This is a genomic window from Alphaproteobacteria bacterium (genome assembly GCA_030680745.1).
Classification (GTDB): domain Bacteria; phylum Pseudomonadota; class Alphaproteobacteria; order JAUXUR01; family JAUXUR01; genus JAUXUR01.
In genome coordinates this window covers 1-21,856 of record JAUXUR010000014.1, presented here as the reverse complement: position 1 = coordinate 21,856, position 21,856 = coordinate 1, and the positions used below count along the sequence as shown (strand labels likewise).

The 21,856-nt window shown below is 37.3% G+C and carries 19 protein-coding genes and 1 tRNA gene; 12 read left to right on the top strand and 8 right to left on the bottom strand.

What is annotated here, in order from left to right:
• Positions 1-126 precede the first annotated feature (126 nt).
• From Q8L85_00965 to Q8L85_00950, 4 genes are all read left to right on the top strand, one after another.
• On the top strand, positions 127-561 hold the full coding sequence (locus Q8L85_00965) for a DUF1284 domain-containing protein (protein MDP1723258.1): 435 nt from the start codon (positions 127-129) through the stop codon (positions 559-561).
• A gap of 114 nt (positions 562-675) precedes the next feature.
• The gene (locus tag Q8L85_00960) at positions 676-1,362 is read left to right on the top strand and encodes an ABC transporter substrate-binding protein (GenBank protein ID MDP1723257.1); all 687 of its coding nucleotides are present in this window, start codon (positions 676-678) and stop codon (positions 1,360-1,362) included.
• Positions 1,363-1,522: 160 nt separating this feature from the next.
• A complete protein-coding gene (locus Q8L85_00955; protein MDP1723256.1) occupies positions 1,523-2,395 on the top strand; it encodes a 3-hydroxybutyryl-CoA dehydrogenase in 873 nt (290 codons plus the stop codon).
• Between the two features lie 245 nt (positions 2,396-2,640).
• A complete protein-coding gene (locus Q8L85_00950; GenBank protein ID MDP1723255.1) occupies positions 2,641-3,345 on the top strand; it encodes a DNA alkylation repair protein in 705 nt (234 codons plus the stop codon).
• 807 nt (positions 3,346-4,152) lie between these two features.
• Here the strand turns inward: Q8L85_00950 and Q8L85_00945 are convergent.
• Positions 4,153-5,487, bottom strand: a complete 1,335-nt coding sequence (locus Q8L85_00945; protein MDP1723254.1) for a WH2 domain-containing protein — start codon at positions 5,485-5,487, stop codon at positions 4,153-4,155.
• A gap of 122 nt (positions 5,488-5,609) precedes the next feature.
• Between Q8L85_00945 and Q8L85_00940 the strand changes: the two genes are divergently transcribed.
• The 5 genes from Q8L85_00940 to Q8L85_00920 all read left to right on the top strand — a co-directional run bounded on the left by Q8L85_00940 (position 5,610) and on the right by Q8L85_00920 (position 10,575).
• On the top strand, positions 5,610-5,882 hold the full coding sequence (locus Q8L85_00940; protein ID MDP1723253.1) for a hypothetical protein: 273 nt from the start codon (positions 5,610-5,612) through the stop codon (positions 5,880-5,882).
• Between the two features lie 298 nt (positions 5,883-6,180).
• Complete coding sequence (gene fabI / locus Q8L85_00935; GenBank protein ID MDP1723252.1) at positions 6,181-7,008, top strand: enoyl-ACP reductase FabI; 828 nt, start codon at positions 6,181-6,183, stop codon at positions 7,006-7,008.
• Between the two features lie 55 nt (positions 7,009-7,063).
• Positions 7,064-8,842: a signal peptide peptidase SppA gene (gene sppA / locus Q8L85_00930; protein ID MDP1723251.1), complete on the top strand. Its 1,779-nt coding sequence runs from the start codon at positions 7,064-7,066 to the stop codon at positions 8,840-8,842.
• Between the two features lie 11 nt (positions 8,843-8,853).
• The gene (locus Q8L85_00925; protein MDP1723250.1) at positions 8,854-9,222 is read left to right on the top strand and encodes an Hpt domain-containing protein; all 369 of its coding nucleotides are present in this window, start codon (positions 8,854-8,856) and stop codon (positions 9,220-9,222) included.
• A gap of 426 nt (positions 9,223-9,648) precedes the next feature.
• Entirely contained in the window at positions 9,649-10,575 is a 927-nt protein-coding gene (locus Q8L85_00920) for a hypothetical protein (protein MDP1723249.1), read from the top strand.
• A 192-nt stretch (positions 10,576-10,767) separates the two neighbouring features.
• Here Q8L85_00920 and Q8L85_00915 read toward each other — a convergent pair whose 3' ends face one another.
• Both Q8L85_00915 and Q8L85_00910 read right to left on the bottom strand, forming a co-directional pair.
• Positions 10,768-12,933 (bottom strand): copper-translocating P-type ATPase, encoded by a 2,166-nt coding sequence (locus Q8L85_00915; protein ID MDP1723248.1) that lies wholly within the window; start codon positions 12,931-12,933, stop codon positions 10,768-10,770.
• A 134-nt stretch (positions 12,934-13,067) separates the two neighbouring features.
• Positions 13,068-14,504 (bottom strand): patatin-like phospholipase family protein, encoded by a 1,437-nt coding sequence (locus tag Q8L85_00910; GenBank protein ID MDP1723247.1) that lies wholly within the window; start codon positions 14,502-14,504, stop codon positions 13,068-13,070.
• A gap of 319 nt (positions 14,505-14,823) precedes the next feature.
• On the opposite strand from Q8L85_00910, the gene Q8L85_00905 reads away from it, so the two are divergent.
• Positions 14,824-15,012: a hypothetical protein gene (locus Q8L85_00905; GenBank protein MDP1723246.1), complete on the top strand. Its 189-nt coding sequence runs from the start codon at positions 14,824-14,826 to the stop codon at positions 15,010-15,012.
• A 56-nt stretch (positions 15,013-15,068) separates the two neighbouring features.
• Here the strand turns inward: Q8L85_00905 and Q8L85_00900 are convergent, their stop codons facing one another.
• The 3 genes from Q8L85_00900 to dapA all read right to left on the bottom strand — a co-directional run bounded on the left by Q8L85_00900 (position 15,069) and on the right by dapA (position 17,017).
• Complete coding sequence (locus tag Q8L85_00900; GenBank protein MDP1723245.1) at positions 15,069-15,530, bottom strand: MarR family transcriptional regulator; 462 nt, start codon at positions 15,528-15,530, stop codon at positions 15,069-15,071.
• A 134-nt stretch (positions 15,531-15,664) separates the two neighbouring features.
• A complete protein-coding gene (gene smpB, locus Q8L85_00895) occupies positions 15,665-16,135 on the bottom strand; it encodes an SsrA-binding protein SmpB (protein MDP1723244.1) in 471 nt (156 codons plus the stop codon).
• 3 nt (positions 16,136-16,138) lie between these two features.
• Entirely contained in the window at positions 16,139-17,017 is an 879-nt protein-coding gene (gene dapA, locus Q8L85_00890) for a 4-hydroxy-tetrahydrodipicolinate synthase (protein MDP1723243.1), read from the bottom strand.
• Between the two features lie 323 nt (positions 17,018-17,340).
• Between dapA and Q8L85_00885 the strand changes: the two genes are divergently transcribed.
• Both Q8L85_00885 and Q8L85_00880 read left to right on the top strand, forming a co-directional pair.
• A tRNA-His gene (locus tag Q8L85_00885) sits at positions 17,341-17,417 on the top strand.
• A gap of 234 nt (positions 17,418-17,651) precedes the next feature.
• Positions 17,652-18,140 (top strand): pentapeptide repeat-containing protein, encoded by a 489-nt coding sequence (locus tag Q8L85_00880; GenBank protein MDP1723242.1) that lies wholly within the window; start codon positions 17,652-17,654, stop codon positions 18,138-18,140.
• Positions 18,141-18,204: 64 nt separating this feature from the next.
• Here Q8L85_00880 and pheT read toward each other — a convergent pair whose 3' ends face one another.
• Together pheT and pheS are read right to left on the bottom strand one after the other, a co-directional pair.
• On the bottom strand, positions 18,205-20,610 hold the full coding sequence (pheT, locus tag Q8L85_00875) for a phenylalanine--tRNA ligase subunit beta (protein MDP1723241.1): 2,406 nt from the start codon (positions 20,608-20,610) through the stop codon (positions 18,205-18,207).
• Entirely contained in the window at positions 20,607-21,674 is a 1,068-nt protein-coding gene (gene pheS / locus Q8L85_00870) for a phenylalanine--tRNA ligase subunit alpha (GenBank protein ID MDP1723240.1), read from the bottom strand. Before pheS ends, pheT begins: the two co-directional genes overlap by 4 nt.
• Positions 21,675-21,856: the final 182 nt, after the last annotated feature.

Sequence of the window (21,856 nt, the reverse complement as noted above, 5' to 3'; positions counted from 1 at the left end):
AGGTGATTTTTGATGCCGAAAATTTCGACAGATAATTGTTTTACCTTAGAAATTTTTGGTTCAAAAAGCGACCAAAGGTCATCGGCTAAAAACGGTAGTTTTAGATTATTTGGGTATTAAGTCGAAGTGAAACAAAAAATGATTGATATGCTTAAATTTCGACCCCACCATTTTTTATGTACTATCGGTTATGAAGGTAAAGGTTATTCAGAACCTTTTACGTATAATTATGACAAAATTGCTGAACAATTACGTGTGCCTGATGGCGATCAAACTGAAATTCAAGTTGTTTTTCATACGGATGATATTTGCGCCCCCTGCCCGCATCAACGTGGCCTTTTGTGCGCTACTCAAAAAAAAATAGCGTCTCTTGACAGAAGACATTGTGATGCCTTGAACCTTATGGAAAATGAAATTTTAATGTGGGTTGATGCCAAAAAACGCATTAAACAAAAAATATCAATCGATACATTTCATGAAATTTGCAAAGGATGCCAATGGAAAGCATTAGGTGTTTGTGAAGAAGCATTGCGTAAATTACATGAGAATAATGAACTATAAGCTAACACTTTACGACTTAATAAAACCCTTATCTTTATCATTTACGATTTTCATGCTAACATGACCCTGTACAACACTAAGTTGATATACGTCTTTTAATTAGGAGTCTAAAGAATGCGCATTTCTTCGCTAAAATTCATGGCAACGTTCTGTTTAGTTGCAGGGCTTGCACCTAGCTTTTCTTATGCGAAATCTGCTGCACCCACAAACAATTCTTCAGTTGCATCAAGCCAAAAAGATTTTTCAAAAGAAGCATCAGATCTTATTTTACATCTTCATGATCGTGTTGCAAAAGAACTTGCAGGACAACAAATATCAACAGCTGAACGCCAAACGCGTTTTCGTGTAATGCTTCAAGAAGCCTTTGATATTGATCGTATTTCTCGTTTTGTTTTAGGAAATTATTACCGCGTTGCTGATGACACTCAGAAACAAACGTTCAGAAAATATTTTGAAGACTTGCTTGTGCAGACTTATGCCGAATCCTTTAAATCATACTCTGGCAACAGTTTTAAAATTCAAAATGTACGAATGGTCCCTGAAACAGGTATGGCCCTTGTATCAACAAGTGTTAATGTTCCTAAAAAGGGTAATACAAACGAAACAGCACCTTTGTCTATTGAATGGCGTATTAAACCCGATCAAAATGGCTACAAAATCGTCGATGTCAGTATTGAAAATGTCAGTATGAGCATTACAAAACGCCAAGAATTTGGCTCAATAATTCAATCTGGTGGTGGTCAAATAAGTGCTCTTATTCAAAAATTAGAACAACAAACAAAAGGTGTACGTCAAAGCTAGATTGCTTTTGACACGACAAAGAAAAATATACCTAACATTATTTCAAAATGTGGGTAGAAAGATAAACGCCGAGACATGCGGCGTTAATCTCTTCACAAAGGAGCATGTCGAATCCCGAAATCTAACGACATTCACAGTTTAAAATAAAAAGGGTATAAAAATGATTAAAACTGTATGCGTCATCGGCGCAGGCCAAATGGGTAACGGAATTGCACATGTTTGTGCGCTTAGTAATTATGACGTCATTCTATCAGACGTTAATGAACAGCAACTTCAAAAAGCACTTTCAAGTATCGATGGAAATCTTGGGCGTCAGGTCGCAAAAGGTATTATATCTGAAGAACAAAAAAAAGTAGCACTTCAAAAAATTACAACAACAACAGGTGAAGCACATTATCCAAAATGTGATTTAGTTATTGAAGCCGCAACTGAAAATGTCGAGTTGAAAAAACAAATTTTACGTAAAGTGGGTGCTGCTGTTTCACCTCACGCTATTATTGCAAGCAACACTTCTTCAATTTCAATTACAGGACTTGGCACAGCATCAGGTCGCCCTGAAAAATTCATGGGTATGCATTTTATGAATCCGGTCCCTATCATGAATTTGGTGGAACTTATTCGTGGCATAGCAACTTCTGACGAGACCTTTAAACAAATTAATGAATTAGCACTGAAATTAGGCAAAATACCAGCTGTTTCCAAAGATTTTCCAGCTTTTATCGTTAATCGCATTCTGTTGCCCATGATAAATGAAGCCATTTATGCCCTCCATGAAGGTGTTGGCACTGTTGAGTCTATTGATACTGCCATGAAATTAGGCGCAAATCATCCTATGGGACCATTGCAATTAGCTGATTTTATTGGTCTTGATACGTGTTTGTCTATTATGCAAGTACTGCATGACGGTCTAAGTGATAGTAAATACCGTCCCTGCCCTCTTCTTGTTAAATATGTTGAAGCAGGCTGGTTGGGTCGCAAAACAGGTAAAGGTTTTTATGATTATTCAGGTGAAAAACCTGTTCCAACACGTTGAATATAAAATTTTTTCCTGGATAAGTAAGAAATAATTTTTCTTATTCAAATCCAAGAAATACATTAATAAGATTTTTTACGTACACCCAAATGATTTGGAAATGCTGGTTTTTGGGCATGAAATTTTAGGTGATTTTTGATACCAAAAATTGCGATGGGTAATGAGTTTACCTAAGAGTTTTTGGTTTAAAAAGCGATCAAAGTTCATAAACTAAAAACAGTAGTTCAGATTATTTGGGTATATACATGAACATTTACAAAAAGATACAATTAACCTTAGAAAAACTAGCTGATCCTATACGCGCGCACGATTCTAAACGATTTTTTAAAGTAACACCCGGCGCCTATGCGGAACATGAGCAATTTATTGGTATTACGGTGCCTGTTTTACGAAAAGTGTGCAAAGAATTTTCAACAACACCTATTGCTGAACTTCAGTTATTGCTGGAATCACCCATTAATGAAGAAAGGATGCTCGGCTTATTTGTCCTAGTGGATCAATACAACAAAGCAACACATGAAGAAAAAGAAAAAATATACCAATTTTATCTCAAAAATACCAAGCATATCAATAATTGGAATTTGGTTGACGCCTCTGCACATTTAATTGTAGGAAACCATTTACTTAATACGAACAAAGAAATTCTTATAACGCTTTCAAAATCAGATTACATGTGGGAAAGACGTATTGCGATTGTTTCAACCTGGTTTTTCATTCGCAATGATCAATATGAATGGACAGTAAAACTATCCGAAATATTGCTTAATGATCCACATGATTTGATTCATAAATCTGTTGGTTGGATGTTACGCGAAATGGGCAAACGAGATTTAAAAGTGTTAGTTGAGTTTTTAGATCAATATGCAACACAGATGCCTAGAACAATGCTTCGTTACGCTATTGAAAAATTCCCAGAGTCGGCACGAAAATTATATTTAATGAAACGATAATCGGAACCACTTAATTTAGAGTGAAATAAATTTAAATTCATGCAAGGAATGAAGCAAGATGTGTAATTTTTTCTTCCTACATGAGCAAAGGATGACGACGCATCAATCGGCCACAGTAGTAGAGTTTCGAAAGAAGCCTATTATACGGGACAAAAATTTAATTAGGACTCGAAACCTACCAAATACCCAGTTGTTTCCCTGAACAGGCGAGAAGCGAAACTTCGAGCACGGATTCAGGGTCCAGTTAAAAAGTATGATCGAATATCATGGCATGCTTTTATATGATAGAGTCATGCTCTTACGAGCATATATTTCTTTCTGAATCCTGAATCCGCCTATGAAACTTTGCTTCAAGGCGTTCAGAAAAACAAGGGTGTGTAAGCAATTTTCTAGCATAAAAATAAAAATTGTCCGGTAGATTGATCGATTATATATACTAAAACTGGATCATATCTAAATCATGACTCATATTTTATAAAATTTCTATACTTCTTATCCAAAAAAATTATAAAAAAATATTTTTTACTTAAGCGTAATTTTGTTTTACACTCGAATGATTTGAAAACGCTACAAGTTGAAGGGCGTCTCCCAGCCCCTCCTACTTCCCGCAGCAAGTCACTTGGGGTCCATAAATCCCATGGGAAAGTCTCGATAAATCCATTCACTACCTCCTGCATAATGGATCCCAAGGGACTTGCCGCGGGAAGTAGGAGGATTGTAGTGTTTTCGGATTATTTCACTATATGTCCCGTAGATTGATTACACCCAAACTGGGGTTTACTAACCCCAGACGGACGCAAGAAGCTCTTATTCGCCTTCAGCTCTTACAGCAGGTGCTGACCTATCATGGATCTTGTCAGCTGGAACTTTTTTAAGACTGCGTTGTTTCACTTGTAGTTCTTGTTGTACAGCCTCCCTTTTTAATATATCCGCTTCTTTTTTTATCTCATCGGCCCCTTTTGCTCGTGCCGGCTTCTCTCCTGCAGCTTCTCTTGCCTTTTTCTTATCTAGAGCTTGTTGCCTCCATGCAGGTAATGGAACTGCAGGTTTTGACTGCACTGCAGAAGATACTACGCCTGGTGCACCAGCTGCTGGTTTCGCACCTGGTATAGCAGGTTTTTTATTTAACAGCCTTTGTCTTATTTCTTCATTCAAATCTGCATTACCTCTTCCTAATCTTTGCGCTTTAGCAAGATTTTGAGCAGCAAGCTTTTCCTCTTCAGTTTGTTTCAACCCTTCAGTTTTCCTTAAGGGTTGACCCTTACGAATATCACCAAGTAGTGCGCCTCTACCTCCTGCAGGAGGAGCAAATTTACCGATTGGAGGTGGTGGAGGTCCCATAGCAGGTGGAGGTGGTGGCCCCATAGCAGGTGGAGGCGGAGGTGGAGGAGGTGGCACCATGCCAGGATGAGGTGGTGGCGTTTGCATTACAGCGCCCGGCGCTAAATGTTTTGCGACTAAAGCTGCTTTAGCTGCTTGTAATTCAGCTTTCAATCCAACGTGTTCGACTGATAATAACGCATGTTTTTTTTCTGCTTCTGATTTAGCCGCTTGCAATTCAAGAACTTTCTCATTTAATCCAGAATCAAGAACATGGCCTGGTACAGCCGGTGTTATTGAAGGTTTTGCGACTAAAGCCGCTTTAGCAGCTTGTAATTCAGCTTTCAATCCAACATGTTCAGCTGATAATAACGCATGTTTTTTTTCTGCTTCTGATTTTGCAGCCTGTAATTCAAGAATTTTCGCATTTAATCCAGAATCATGAACAAAGCCTGTTGCAGTCGATGTCTTAGCCGTTTGCAATTCAAGATGCTTCTCTTCTAAAGCATCTCGTGTTACTTCTAATTCAGCATGCTTCGCATCAAATGCTGACTTAAGATCTTGATAAATTTTTGTGTTTTCTGGAAGTGGGCAAACAGGTTGATGTTCTTTTTGCCATTTAATTTGTTCTTTATTGTCTTTGTCTAGACGTTCATCAACACTCAGAATTTTTTGATTAGGTGCTTCATTTTCATTTTCATTGTCTTCATCATTAATCGAATTAATGTATGGCGATGAAGGATTTGTTTTTGCGTATAAATTATCCGTATTTAAAAAAGCGCTTGATGTGAGTATAATGGACAATATTGCTGTAATACGCATGGCATGATTTCCTCTTTTATTTTTATCTTAACATCATTTTAATTTAAAGACAGTTAAAAAATAGTTAAATTTATGTATTTTTAGTGTACAATATTAATATAGGTTAATGTATGGAGGTTGTTATGAAAAACCTACATCGTGTGGCTTGTTTAGTTTTATTTAGCTTAGTTATGACAATATCATTTCGGGCTGACGTAAAAGCAATTGAAACACCCTTGTTTCAGCAAAATGAGCAAATAAAAAAAGAAATGAATTATAAGCATTTGCAAGAGCCTCAAAATGGGAAAAGTCTTACGAATGCAAAAAATACGGAAACCGTCAAAAAATCATCCGAAAAAGTTAAAAAACCTGAAATTTGGCATCCGAAAGTAAAAGGAGTTGATTTAGGGGGCTAGTTTAATAAATAACTTAATGTTATTATGATATTAATCTAATCCAAGTTTAGGGGGAAAGAGGGCGGTTTTCTGCCCTCTTTTTTTTTCTAAATTTCTGCCCATTCCTACAAAATACTAATTTTCTCAAATTTAAAAATTGTTAAATTATGCCTAAATAATCTCTGCAATCCATATCTTTTCTCCCTTTAAAAAAATAAAGCGCCTCTTTTCTTGAATTTTTTATAAAAATATGTAAGCGTAAAAACGATGTTATGATACAGTACATCAACAGTTTTGGTTAAGTATATTTGGAGATAGAATGTCAGGTTCACCGTTATTAATGCAGGGAAAAAAAGGCCTTATTATGGGCGTTGCAACGCATTATTCAATTGCTTGGGGCATTGCTCAAACCCTTGCTTTGCATGGCGCAGAAATGGCGTTTAGTTATCAAGGCGAACCTCTTAAAAGACGTGTTACACCCCTTGCCGCTTCCGTTGGATCCGATCTTGTTATTGAATGCGATGTAACGAATGAAGAAAGTCTTGATCTCGTTTTTGAAACACTCAAAGAAAAATGGGGCAAGATAGATTTCGTAGTACATGCCATCGCTTTTTCTGACAAAGAAGAACTTAAGGGCCGTTACGTTGATACGTCACGCAAAAATTTTTTAAATGCGCTCGATATTTCATGCTTTTCTTTCACCTCAGTCGCGCGTCGTGCATCAGCAATGATGACTGATGGTGGCTCCCTTTTAACACTTACCTTTTTAGGTGGTGAACGCGTTATGCCTCATTATAATGTAATGGGTGTTGCAAAAGCGGCGCTCGAATCAAGTGTTCGCTATATGGCGGTTGATTTGGGTTCACAAAATATTCGTGTTAATGCGATATCAGCAGGCCCCATAAGAACATTGGCAGCGGCAGGTATCAGTGATTTCCGTTATATGCAAAAATGGCACCAATATAATGCGCCATTAAAACGAAATGTAACGCTTGAAGATGTTGGTGGATCAGCACTTTATTTACTCAGCGATTTATCCAAAGCTGTAACAGGTGAAACACATCACGTCGATACAGGGTATCATGTGGTTGGTATGAAATCACCTACTGCACCTGACATTACACTTGCAAAAGACGATAACGACTAAAACAGACTATAAAAAAAATATAACATTAGGGAAGGAAACGCTTATGAGAGGATTTATGTCCCGTTTTTTATTGGGGTTTTTTACAGGTGTTGGCGTCATCGCCTTTTTCCTTATCCTAATGTTAACAGTGTCATATTTTTATTTTTTTGGTTCTGAAAAAACCTTGCCCAAAAAAATGATCTTAAATTTTGAATTTCATGGCCCTATTGTTGAAAACTCCAATGACAATCCTTTTGAATATTTAGGCTTAGGCTATGTTTTATCCATTCGTACTGTTCTTGAAAGCCTTGATCGCGCCGCAAGTGATGATCGTATTGAAGGCATTGTTTTTAGAACACTTGATCCAGAATTAACCATTGCCCAAGCTGAAGAAATTAGAAATGCTGTTGCAAGATTTAAGCAATCAGGAAAATTCGCGTACTTTTATACGGATAGTTTTGGTGATGGTGCATGGGCCACGACGCCTTATTATTTAGCATCTGCTTTTGAACAAATTTGGATGCAACCTTCTGGTGCTTTAGGTCTTACAGGTATAGGTGAAGAACTTCCCTTCTGTAAAAAAATTATGGACTTAATTGGTGTTAAAGCACAATTTGGACAACGCAAAGAATTTAAGTCCGCCCCTAATATGTATTTACATGAATCGATCCCACCAGCTCAATTAGAAATGGAAAAATCACTTTTTGACGAAAACTATAATATTATTTTAAAAGCAATTTCAAAAGATCGTGATATCGACATTGAAAAATTAAAAAAATTGATTGATGAAGCGCCGTTAGATGCACCAAAAGCATTAGAAGAACAATTTGTTCATAAATTAGGCTATTGGGATGAATTTAAAGTCATGGTCAAAGAAAAAAATGCAGATGTCGAATGGATCAAATTTGCTGATTATGTCAAATCGTTAAAATCACCTACAGACTCAAAGCAAAAAATTGCGATGATTTACGGTGTAGGTGAAATTCATCGTGGCAAAACACCACCTTTTGGTCTTATGCCAGGCGGTAGTGTGGGTGGTGAAACAGTTGCTAAAGCCATAAGACAAGCTGTTAAAGATGATGAAGTTATTGCAATCATTTTAAGAATGGATAGTCCTGGGGGATCGTATCCTGCATCAGATATGGTTTGGCGTGAAGTCATACGTGCCAAAGAAAGTAAAAAACCTGTTATTGTTTCAATAGCATCGGTCGCTGCAAGTGGGGGTTATTTTATGGCGATGGCCGCAGATCGCATTATTGCTAATGAAACATCCCTTACTGGCTCAATTGGTGTTTTTTCAGGTAAACTTCAGTTTGAAGAGCTTTGGAATACGCTAGGTGTAAGTTGGGATGTTATTAAAAAGGGTGAAAATGCTGATATGTGGAGCCAAAACAAATCATTCACAGATGCCTCCTATAAAAAGCTAAACGAATCTCTTGATTTTGTTTATAAAGATTTTACACAAAAAGTAGGTGAATCAAGAAAAATCCCAGCAGCTAAATTAGATGACGTTTGCAAAGGTCGTGTTTGGACTGGCTCACAAGCCCTTCAAAATGGTCTTATTGATCAGATTGGCGGCTATTGGGACGCTTTACGCGCTGCTAAAAAAGCTGCAGGCATTCCTGTTGATAAAATTTTAAAAGTCGAAATTTTTCCACGTGCTAAATCCTTGGCTGAACGTGTTGTTCAATATATTGAAGACATTGAAGATATGACACAGACAAGCAAAGGTCTTACATCCATCACAAAAGCAGGGATAAGTTATTTCTCGCCTCTTTTAGAAGCAATTGATCGTAAAAACCAAAAAAGTACGCCTAGTTTGTATTATGAAAAAAATAAACCAATTGGACATTAAAAGGAGATTAAATGTCAAATCAGGTTTCAAGCAATCACTTAAATGTAGATCAATTACAGACACTTCTAAATGATACAAATTTAGAAGTGCTTCAAATGTTGATCGAGATGTACCTTAAAGATGCAAAAGAGCGCATTGAATGTTTAAGCGAAGCTGTTCATCAAAATGATTTAGCACGCCTTAAACAAGAAGCGCATGCTTTTAAAGGAAGTTCCTCTAATTTTGGTGTCATTTCATACGTTCATTACGCCAAAATCTTAGAGCTCGAAACACAGGCAATAACAGAATCCACACATGAAATGGTTGCAAATCTTCAACGCCTCTATCCTAATGTTATTGAAGATCTACAAAATTGGTGTAGACAACAAAAAACAGCGTGATAGACTTACTATGAAGAATTCTAATAACGCGAACTAAGAAATTACAAATATTAAGAATCTAGCATTTCCGTCGTTGCGATGAGCCCCAAATGAAGTGGGGCGAAGAAGCAATCCAGAAAAAAGCATTTAACACGTGATAAATGTTTATTTTTGAACTGGATTGCCACGCAGCTTTGCTGCTTCTAATGACGAACCAATCACATCGTCATCGCGAACCCCCGTTAGGGGGTGTGGCGATCTCAATTTTAAAGGAGATTGCCACGGGGCTGCCCCCCTCGCAATGACCGGTAGTAGTTGTCATTATTTTTAGCAACTCGCAACGACGGAACGACATGATTTTAAATATTTTTAATTTCGAGTTTGCTTTAATAATAAGACGTTAATAAAAAGAACAAGAGACCTTTTAAAGTAGGGTTAGGGGAAACGATGAGAAAAAAAAATCTAAAGACAAGCATAACGTTTATGGCTTTAACAGCTCTATCTTTATCTTCATTTGCAGATGCGCCAGCTGACAATACCCGCCTTACAGACCAACTCTATAGAACAGGCGAAAGATTTGCAATTGTATTGCAAAATGATTCAGAAGAATCAGCCATTTTAAAGTTACACGGCGATCCAAGCTTTCAGATGACAGACCCAACCCAAACTGGTTTCATGTCAACACCACGTAAATCTATAGCCTATAAAGTTTTTTACAAAAAATCTTTAGGTTTTCCAGTCTTAGTACAAGAAAGTGGTGAAAGTGTACAAGATAAGGAAGCACTGCGTGTTGTTAAAGACGTTTTTACAAACTTAACAGGCATGATTGTCAATTCTGGTATTTTTGCAGAAGTTGAAAATAGACGTTGCACTACAATAACCCCCACAGCCGACGAAATTAGAAGCATGCCTAAATATCAAGGCATGGATATTGTTCAAGCCGCTGGCATTGCTGGTATCGGTAGAAATTTAAATCTAAGTATAATTCACATTGTTCAAAGTGCAAATGGACGCAGTTGTACGGCGACCCTTAAAGTACCAGGCGATGTAGGTTTTGTTGATGATGGCCCAACGCTTCCCTCAACAACCTCTAATGTTAGTGACGCAACGTCAGTACGCGATCGCGCCAAAGGGTGGGTTGATGCCTTAATCGCAAATCAACCTGCACCAGAATATACACCTGTCGTTGAAAGCGCTGCCAAAGAAGGCGCATTAGCTGTACGAGATCAAGCCTCTCAGCTTTTAGCACAACGCACTCAAGCAACTGGCCCTGAAGTTGGCTCAAAGATAAAATGGTCAACTGGCGGTGATGTTAATAGTCCTGATGGTGGGATTCAATGGGCGACTGGCGGTCCAAATGGTGTTTCGAATTAGTTGTCTTTAAATTGTACACACACCTTTGTTTTCCTGGACTCGTTGAAGCGAAGCTTCATACGTAGATCCAGGATCCAGATTAAAACACATGGTCGAAGAACATGGCTTTATTTTTATAAAAACTGGATCATATCTAAATCATGATCCAGTTTTTATAAAACTTCTATAGATTTTCTCCAAATATTTTATCAACTATATCTGCACATTTCTTAGTCTCAATGCATTCAAAATAACTGACACCGAACTTAAACTCATAGCGGCGGCTGCAATCATAGGGCTTAGTAAAATACCAAAAAATGGATACAAAATCCCCGCTGCAATTGGCACGCCCACTATATTATAAAAGAATGCAAAAAATAGATTTTGTCGAATATTACGCATAACATTTTTACTTAAACTATACGCTTTTAATATGCCTATTAAATCGCCTTTTACTAAAGTTACATCAGCGCTTTCAATCGCAATATCAGTACCTGTGCCCATCGCAATGCCAATATCTGCTTCAGAAAGGGCCGGCGAATCGTTAATACCATCGCCTGCCATGGCAACGATTGCACCATTGGCTTTTAACGCTTTCACAATATCAGCCTTGTGATTGGGCAAAATACCTGCTTTGACATCTTTGATACCAATTTTTTCAGCAATGATATGCGCCGTCGTTTCGTGATCACCTGTAACCATCATCACTTTAATATTCATATCCTGAAGCTTCTTGAGTGTATCTTTTGTTGATTCTTTAATGGGGTCTTCAATGCCTAATAAACCAAGAACTTTGTTGTCACGCGCTAAAAAGACAATTGTTTGACCCCCTTGTCTTAATTTCTCTGAAACCTCCAAAAAACTTGATAAATCAATCCCTAAGGTATCAAATATTGCTTTATTCCCAAGAATAATTTGATGTCCTTCAATCTCGCCTTTAACCCCCTTCCCTGTCTCCGATTCAAAATGCCCCAAATTCTTTAAAGCAATGCCTCTTTTTTCAGCTTCTTTAACGATGGATTGTGCTAATGGATGTTCGCTTCCATTTTCTAGACTTGCGGCATATGTAAGAAATGCCTCTTCACTCACTGAATCTATTGTTTTTATTGTTACAAGGACTGGTTTTCCTTCTGTAAGCGTGCCTGTTTTATCAACAACAAGGATTGTCATTTTTTCCATCACTTCAAGTACGGCAGCATTTTTGATAAGGATACCAGAAATTGCACCTTTGCCCATGCCCACCATAATAGACATTGGTGTTGCCAAACCCAAAGCACAGGGACACGCAATAATCAGCACAGCAACAGCATTCATTATGGCAAAGACAAATTTAGGCTCTGGCCCTACCCAAAACCAAACAGCAAAAGTAATGATAGCAATAATAAGAACAAGTGGCACAAAATAAGAGGATATAACATCTGCCAAACGTTGAATTGGTGCGCGGCTACGTTGAGCAACGCTCACGCGTTGAATGATTTTGGCTATTAATGTTTCTTGTCCAACTTTTGTGACGCGCATGATAAGGCTACCTGTGGTATTGACAGTCGCACCAATCAGGATTGCGTCTTTTTCTTTTAAGACAGGCATCGATTCACCTGTAATCATTGACTCGTCTATTGAACTTTTACCCTCGATTACAATGCCATCAATCGGAATTTTTTCACCAGGTCGAATTCTTAATATGTCACCAACTTTAATGTCATGTGCAAAAATCTTCGCCTCTTTACCATCTGGATGAATAAGATTTGCCATGTCAGGCAGTAAATGGAGTAATGCTTTAATAGAATCTTGAGTCTGTGCGCGCGCACGAAGCTCTAAAACCTGCCCCAATAACACAAGAGTCGTAATCATTGCAGCAGATTCAAAATAAAGACCCTTTGATAAATTTTGGTTTATAAACAAAAGGATAAAACTGTAAATATACGCAATCCCTACACCAATTGAAATTAAGGTGAACATATTTAATTTTTTATGAATAATTGATTGCCATCCTTTTTTAAAAAAAGGCAAAGCACCCCATAAAACAACGGGGGTAGAAAATAAAAATTGTATCCAATTTTGTACATTTTTAGAAAGAATCGAATCGAAAGAAATGCCTATCATTGGTCCCATAGCTAAAATGGCAACAAAAATCGTTAAAATCGCAGATACCCAAAAACGATTTGTCATCTCTTTAAGTTCTATATTTTCAGGTTCATTTGCATTTATTGTGTGCAATTCTAAAGCCATACCGCAAATCGGACAATCGCCGGGCTTGGGACGTCTAATTTCAGGATGCATCGGACAAATATATTCTTGATTTTTTGTATCAACTATTTCGGATTGAGAAGACGCAGATTGATGTAATCCACAACAAGAATCGTTTTCGTTTTTTTCCATGATGACACACCTTCGTGTTTTATTATTTCTTGATTAAGTTTAAATCACTTATCATAAAAAAACGATTTTTTTATATACTTACTCAACAGCGAAATGCCACCTTTTGAAAGTGGCACTAACGCATATGATAACTTTTAATCAGCAGCATCAGTTGAAGAACGACTCATATGCATGATCACCTTTTTAATATCTTTTGGATACCCACAATTTAGGTGGTGCTCTTCACAATATTCCTGATAGATTGTGTGAATTGCTTTTTTATTTTCAAGGGGAATAGAATATCTGTTCGAAATAAAAAGCTGCAATGCTGAAAACAAATCATAATTGCTCTTTTTCTTACCTTTTTGTATCTCCCACACATCTTTTAAATGAAGCATTTGTTCAGTTGCTTCATCCAACATTTTTTCAGTTGCAAAATAGAGCTTTTCAATATAATCAGTCGTTATATTATCCAGCTCAACACCCTCCTCATCCAAATTTACGTCTAATCTTATATAATTATCTTTCAACTGCTTTTTTAATTTTTTATGTACCCAGGAATTTTGTGCGGCCATCGTCGCTTTAAAAATTTGACCACCTCCATTTCCATAACCCATTTTTTGCGTCATTTCCTGATTGATTTTACATTTTTCCTCTCCAGTCCCGATCGAAAGAAGAATAAAATCTTTAAGCCTTTTATCAGGAAACATTTTTTGACCCTCAATCAACGCAATTTCTGCCGGATTATGAGCAAATAAACCACCATCCCAAAAATTTAATATTGATTCTTGATCATTGCCACTAGCATCATCATGCATTTCTTTTGATTCAAAAAAACTAGGTGCAGCTGTTGTTGCCCGTGCAACCTGCCAAATCAAATAGTCTTTTGCATCATTATGTCTGGCTTTAGTGCTTGAAAATATCTTAGCGCCATTTCCTTGTAAAACTTCAACAGCTGGTACAAAAGTAGGTATTAATAAATCAGACATTCTATATGATTTATACGAATCCTTAAACGATGCTTCCATACCAATAATCGAGTATTTAGGCCCCCAAAAGCCTTTTGCAGACCAGATTCTTTGACTCAAACCTGGTTTTTGAAAAATTCTTTCACGTTCATCAAGATATAGTTTTAAAACATCATTCGCTGAATAAAGAGGAACTCCAGGTCTTTCAGGATCCGGAATACCAATTCCAAATGCCACTAATGCGCCTGTCGATGTCCCAGAAACACCATTAAAAATATTAACAACTGATGTCCCAAACAAAGATTCTAAACGTGATAATGCATATGCATGAATGATACCGCGGAACCCACCACCACTTAAGGATAAAAGAAATATTTTGCGTGGTTCTTTATCCATAATATTGAGTGATTCATCTAAAGAAGAAGAAGTTAGAAACGTATCTTTGTATGAAACATCGTGCATTGCTAAAATTGGATCACTGCTTGATGTCGATCGATGATCATTAGAGCTATTATCATTTGATTTATCCGTACTGCCACCTTCCCCAAACACTGTATTTACATAAATAAGCCCCAGAAAAACAAAGAGAAAAAAAGACAAAAAAGGACCACAAGAAGATTTCATAACGTATCTCCCATATAATATTGAAATAATTTTAGGTAAGAAAACTTTGAGATTAGTTTTTTTGCTACAATTTTATTTTAGGTCATAAATGAATTAACTATCAAGACAAAAAAATCATCACATTGATTTATAAAACAAAAAAATATATGTCTATAGCCTTAAAGTCTTTTTTCAAATTTAAACGCCAAATAAAGTTGGATGCGACTTCAAAAAAACAACTATAAGTTGTATTTTATCTATGGTAAAATATTTTTAATTGAATGTTGTTGTTTCTTCGTCTACCATAATAAATTGAGAGGTCGTATTAAAGGAGAATAACATGAATCAAATGTACGAATTTACGACAGATTACGAGTGGATGTTAGATCAAGTTGAAAACATTCTTTGGATCATGAACAAAACAACACCTTCATTACAAAAATCACAATTTAACAACAGAGAGATTGAGGCTGTTTTTAATGAAATTAAAGATAGCATTTTAACGAAAAGAAAAGATGATAATTTTTAACCCGATACACAGATATGTAGAAGGTGTTTCTTCTAACTTCAAGTCTGCTTTCTTGTTTATTCTTTTAATAAGTTAAAAGTAGATTTCAAATCTTCTTGTTGTTGAGTGTTCAAAGAATAAAAAAAACCTTTATCAACACGTTCTATCATGGGTTGCAAAACCTCAATAATTTTTTTCCCTTTTTCGGTTAATAAGACCGTTTTTGCGCGTGGATCTTTTTCATTTTCATGACGCGTTATAAGGCCAAGCAATCCTAATTTTTTCAAAGATTTTGAGACTGTCATTTTGTCGAGCTTTGATTGTCTTGCAATATCGATTTGCGTTTTATTTTCTTGCGGCGTGTAAGAGTTTAATAAAATTTGAAGAATTACAAATTGAGGATGAGATAGATCATAAGAATCAAGTGTTCTTTTAATCATCCGTTGCCAAGTAAGTGTTGTTTTCCACATTAGAAAACCAAGGCTTTTTTCTGATTCATCAAAAGAATAGGATATTGTTTGTTTCTCGTTTTTTAACACGCTCAAAAAATGTCTCCGTTCATATTAACGATTACTATTTGATAAAGCTTAGCTAATTAAATTGAATTGGTCTAGATCATTATAACGTTCCCGGCTCATTTCTGAATAGACAAAATGCGCCCTGATGGGCCGTCTTAATCTTCAATATTACGAAGCGCACGGCCCTTTACTTTTTGCCAATCTTTTTCTTTTTCGCTCGCGCGTTTATCGCCTTTGGTTTTACCTTTACCAATACCCAATTCAAGCTTTGCAAGACCACGCGTATTAAAATAAAGCGCCATCGGCACAAGCGTTATACCTTCTCGCTTAATTAATCCAAACAAACGAGAGCATTGTTTTTTATGTAAAAGCAATTTACGCGGCGCATTTGGTTCATGGTTAAAACGATTGGCTGGCTTATATATATTAATAGTTGCATTCACAAGGTAAAATGCCCCATTGATTTCAGTGGCATACGCTTCTTGAATACTAACATGACCTTCGCGCAACGATTTAACTTCTGATCCTTTTAAGATAAGTCCAGCCTCAAACGTTTCTTTGATTATATAATCGAAACGCGCACGTCTATTCTGTGCAATATATTTTTGTTGGTCTTTTCTCGACATTTCTTACGCAATCAATCCTGTGTTTTTAAGCGCTGTTTTAACTATTTCTTTCGAAGCATCTGATATTGTCCATAAAGGTGGTCTTGTAAGCGCTGAACAAAGCCCCAATAATTCTGCTGCATATTTGACTGGACCTGGATTTGTCTCACAAAACATAGCATCATGTAAAGGCATCAATTGTGCGTTCAAAGCTGCGACCTTTTCATAATTACCCGCACGCCATGCTTTATGAAGATCAGCGCATAATTTTGGCGCAATATTGGCCGTGACCGAAATACATCCCGCACCACCTTGCGCTAAAAAAGGAACCACAAGTGCATCTTCACCAGATAATTGATTAAATGTTTTCTTTATTTTCATTTTTGTTTTTAAAGGTCTTGTAATATCGCCCGATGCATCCTTGACACCCACAATATTTTTAAGCTCAGCAAGCCTTGCCATTGTGTCAACACTCATATCCACCACACAACGGGCAGGATTATTATAGATAATAATAGGTAAGTCAACCGCATCATGAATGGCTTTATAATGCTGATAAAGACCCTCTTGCGTTGGCTTATTATAATATGGCGTCACAATAAGCGCTGCATCCGCGCCTAATTTTTTTGCTTTTTGAGTCGATTTTATAGTGCGTGCTGTAGAATTTGTACCAGTCCCAGCAATAACAGAGACTTTGCCCTTCGCTTGCGCCACCGCAATTGCAATAACCTGCTCTTGCTCGTCATCACTTAACGTAGGAACTTCACCTGTCGTGCCGCACGGAATAATGCCTTCAGTCCCATTTATAATCTGCCAATTAATAAATTTGATATAAGAATCCGTATCAAGACTTCCGTCTTTATTAAAAGGTGTTACAAGAGCTGTCATTGATCCGCGAAACATGATTTTCTCCTTTTGAGAAATAGCACATATACCATATTGCTCGATCTTAGCAGACCTATTCAAAAATGTGGAGCCTTAGTTGATGTATACCCAAATAATCTGAAACTACCGTTTTTAGTCGATGACCTTTGGTCGCTTTTTGAACCAAAAATTTCAATAGTAGCGTTTCAAAAGAAGTCTATTGCTTAAGGGATTTCTGTGTTCACCAAAAAATTAAAATCCTATCAAAAGCCTAGAAAAAAAAGGACTATACAAATACTTAACAAAATTGTCTAAATTCACTTGACGGAATCCCGAATAGTCTGTAAAAAAGATGACATGTGGCGGGCGTAGCTCAGTTGGTTAGAGTGCCAGATTGTGGTTCTGGATGTCGTGGGTTCGATCCCCATCGCTCGCCCCATATATTCACAAATAATATGATTTTTGGTCGCTTTTTGAACCAAAAATTTCTAAGGTAAAACAATTACATGTCGTAATTTTTGACATCAAAAATCACCTCAGAACTCATGCCTAAAAATCCCCATTTCCAAATCATTCGGGTATATCTCCAAGAATAAATTCAAGCAAATCCTTCCTTAATACGACATAACCTGCTATTTTAATTATATTCGTTAAAAATGGTCAGGATTTGACAGTGCGCTTTATATTTTTCATATGCTTCATCACAATTTCTTATCCTCTTTTAGCGGGATGTACCGATCCAGCACAACAAAATGTTGATTGGCAGCGTTGCTATTTTGATGGAAAAATCTTACCCAAAATAGATATTTCTGGCACAAATACAAAATTACGTGATTCGAGTTTTAATCGTGCTGATTTAAGCCAGGCCAATTTAGAGCATGTCGATGGTTTTCATACCAAATTTATAACAGCCACTTTGGTTGAAACAAATTTCAAAAATGCGCGTCTTACTGAAGCTGATTTCAGCCGCGCTAATCTTGAAAAAACCAATTTTGAAGGTGCAAATCTAAGGGGTGCTCGTTTTTTTAGAGCTAACGCAAAGGGCGCAAATTTTAAAAATGCCGAAATGCAAGGCGCTGATTTATCGCATGCTGATTTTTCAAATGCTATTTGGGCAGATGGTCGTATTTGTAAAGAAGGATCAATTGGCCAATGCAATTAAACAAAAACCGCTAAATCCCTCTTTACCAATATTCCCCTATAACATTTCAGTTCTATACATAATCTTACTGATCTCGAATCTGACCACCCAATTTTTCTTTCATCTCGCGAATCAAATTAGTGCTGATAATATCAATTTCATCATCTTTAAGTGTTCTATCTTTTGATTGTAACTTTAAATTCAACGCGATAGATTTTTTACCAATCGGCAATTTATCGCCTTGATAGACATCAAAAATAGTGACTTCTTGCACCAAATTTTTATCGATATTTTTAGCGATCTTTATAACATCTTGTGCTTGAACATTGTTGTCCAAAATAAATGCAAAATCACGCCCAACCATTTGGAAAGATGATAATTCAAGCGCCATTTTACTTTTCTTTTTCTCCAAGAAAGGTACAGCATCCATAAAAATTTCAAACCCATAGACGGGATTTGCTAAATCGAATTCTTTTTGAATCTTAGGATGGATTTCACCAAAATACCCCAAAAGCGTTTTCCCACCGAAATAGTAAGATCCAGATCTGCCTGGATGATACCAAGACGCAGCATTTTGCTTGAATTGGATTTGCTCTTCTTTAATACCAAACAGACCAAGGACGCTCAAGAAATCTGCTTTAACATCATAGACATCAAATGATCGTGGCACCTGCAACCAATGTTTCGTATTGGTTTTACCCATACGCATACCACTTGCCATCATCAATTGACCATCAGGCGTGTCGTCTTTATAAATTGGCCCAATTTCAAACAAACCTAAATCAGCATTATTGCGTGCAGTATTTCGTACGAGCACATCCATTATATTCGGTAAAATCGATGGTCGCATATAATCAAGATCAGCACTTATAGGATTAGAAAGAATGATGCTTTCATTTATTGCCCCAAACAATAAAGCCTTCTTTTGTGACATAAAAGAATAGGTCACAATTTCTAATAGGCCTCGATTTGCCAAATAACGACGTGCATCTTGACGTCTTTTTTGAGACGGCGTTAAAATCGCTTTCGGAATCCCCTCGCCTTTTGGCATCGATGCTGTTGGTAAATGGTGGTACCCATGAAGACGCAACACATCTTCGATCAAATCAATTTCGCTTTGTAAATCAAGGCGCCATGAGGGCGGCACAAGCGTTATTTTTTCGCCTGTTTGTTTAATATCGCAACCGAGATTCTTTAAAATCTTTTCAATCTTATCAGAAGCAAGGTCTATACCTGTCATCTGCGTAAAACGTTTTGGCCTTATGTAAATTTCTTTCGATGGAAGTGATTCTTTCCCCGTCACCACTATATCAGATATCTCACCACCACAAATCTCTAATATAAGCTGCGTTCCATAATCAACGCCAACACGAACAGATTCAGGATCAATACCACGTTCAAAACGATAACGCGCATCTGACAAAATGCCTAATTTACGACCTGTTTGCGCTGTTCTAATAGGATCAAATAAAGCCGCTTCCAAAAACACATTCTGTGTTGTTAAATCACAGGAAGTCGATAAGCCACCCATAATACCTGCGAGGCTTATAATGCCAGTATCATCAGTAATCACTGTCATGCCATCGTCAAGATTATACGTCTTGTTATCAATCGCTTCCAATGTTTCACCATCACGTGACATACGCAATTCAAGCGAACCCTTTATTTTATCCGCATCAAAAATATGAAGCGGTCGGCATAAATCATGGGTCAAGAAATTCGTAATATCAACGATCGCCGAAATAGGACGCAATCCAATACCAATAAGTTTTTTCTTCAGCCATTCAGGACTTTCTTTATTTTGAACATTTTTAATCAAACGTCCCATGAATAAAGTACAGGCATTTTTAACGTCTTCTTCAAACTTAAAATGAACTTTAATTGATGGTTTAAAACCTACAACAGGCAATGCCTTCATCGGCATTGGCTTCAATGTACCGAGTTTTTTAGCGGCTAAATCACGTGCAATACCACGCACTGCCAACCAATCAGGACGATTCGGCGTCACCGATACATCAATCACAGGATCTGTGAGCCCTAAATAATCAACCAATCGTTGACCAATTTCAACATCTTTGGGCAGATCCATAATACCATTTGCATCACCGCCTAGTAAAAGCTCTTGCGCGGAACACAACATCCCATGACTTGGAACGCCCCTAATTTCAGCTTTTTTAAGTGTCGTATTAAGTCCTGGAACAAACGTCCCAATATCGGCAAAAACAGTTTTCATGCCCTCATACACATTGGGCGCGCCACACACAACATCATAGGCTTTTGTACCCGTCGTCACATTACATAAGCGCAAACGATCTGCATTGGGATGCGGTGCAACTGTTAAAATTTCAACTATGACGAAATTTTCAAGGCCTTTACTTTTATCTTCAACGGATTCAACTTCAAGTCCCAAATTAACTAATTCGATCAACAAATTATCAAGCGTAATATTTGTATCTAAATGGTCTTTAAGCCATGATAAAGTGAATTTCATGAGGATAACCCTCCGGTAATAGTCGGTAATAAAACGGGTGAAAAACCATAATGACGCAACCAACGTGCATCGGCATCATAAAAATTGCGTAAATCAGGGATGTTATATTTCAACATCGTGATACGCTCAATCCCCATACCGAATGCAAAACCTTGGTAAATTTCGGGATCAATACCGACATTTTGAAGTACTTTCGGATGAACCATCCCACAACCCAAAATTTCAAGCCAATCGGTGCCCACACCAATTTTAAGGCTGCCTTTATTTTTCTGACATTGAATATCAACTTCAGCCGAAGGTTCTGTAAATGGGAAGAAACTTGGTCTAAACCGTAAAGACAATTTATCTTCTTGAAAAAAAGCACGACAGAAATCAAGCAAACAAGATTGCAAATGCCCCATATGAATATTTTTATCGATCACCAATCCTTCGATTTGATGAAAATTAGGCGAATGGGTCGCATCATCATCACAACGGAAAGTCCTGCCAGGCGCTATAATTTTAATAGGCGGCTTTTGATCCAACATCGTCCGAATTTGAACAGGCGATGTATGTGTTCTTAATAATTTGCGACCGGTCACAGATTCGTTGAAATAAAACGTATCATGCGATTGACGCGCTGGATGTTCAGGCGGAATATTTAATGCTTCAAAATTATGGAAATCTTCTTCAATGTCAGGGCCTTCAGCATAGGCGAACCCCATTTCACCAAAAATGGCAATCAATTCATCAATTGTTTGACTAATCGGATGAATTTTGCCTTCCATTTCAGGACGCGGCGATAACGACAAATCAAGACGTTCTTTTTGCAAACGCTCATTGAGTGCAATTGTTTCAAGTTGTTCTTTTTTATGATCCAAAGAAACGCGTAACAAATCACGCATTTGATTCAGTGCGGCACCTGTCGTGCGACGTTCCTCATCACTCATCGCGCTCAAGCTTTTCATGAGGTTTGTCAATTCACCTTTTTTACCAAAAAGGTCCAGACGCACTTCTTCGATTTGCACAAGCGTTTGAGCCGCAGCAATGCGCGAAGAGGCTTTATTCTGTAATTCATTCAACATTAAAGACATTTTAAACTTCCAAGTTTTTCTACTAAAACTTTCTTCGAAAGTGGAATGACTCGAAAATATTACAAACTTCCTACTTCCCGCGGCTTGACCGCGGGATCCATTAAGCTTTGGAAAAGATCCGATAAATATTTAATATTACCCTTCTTTACCATGGATCCCGCGGTCAAGCCGCG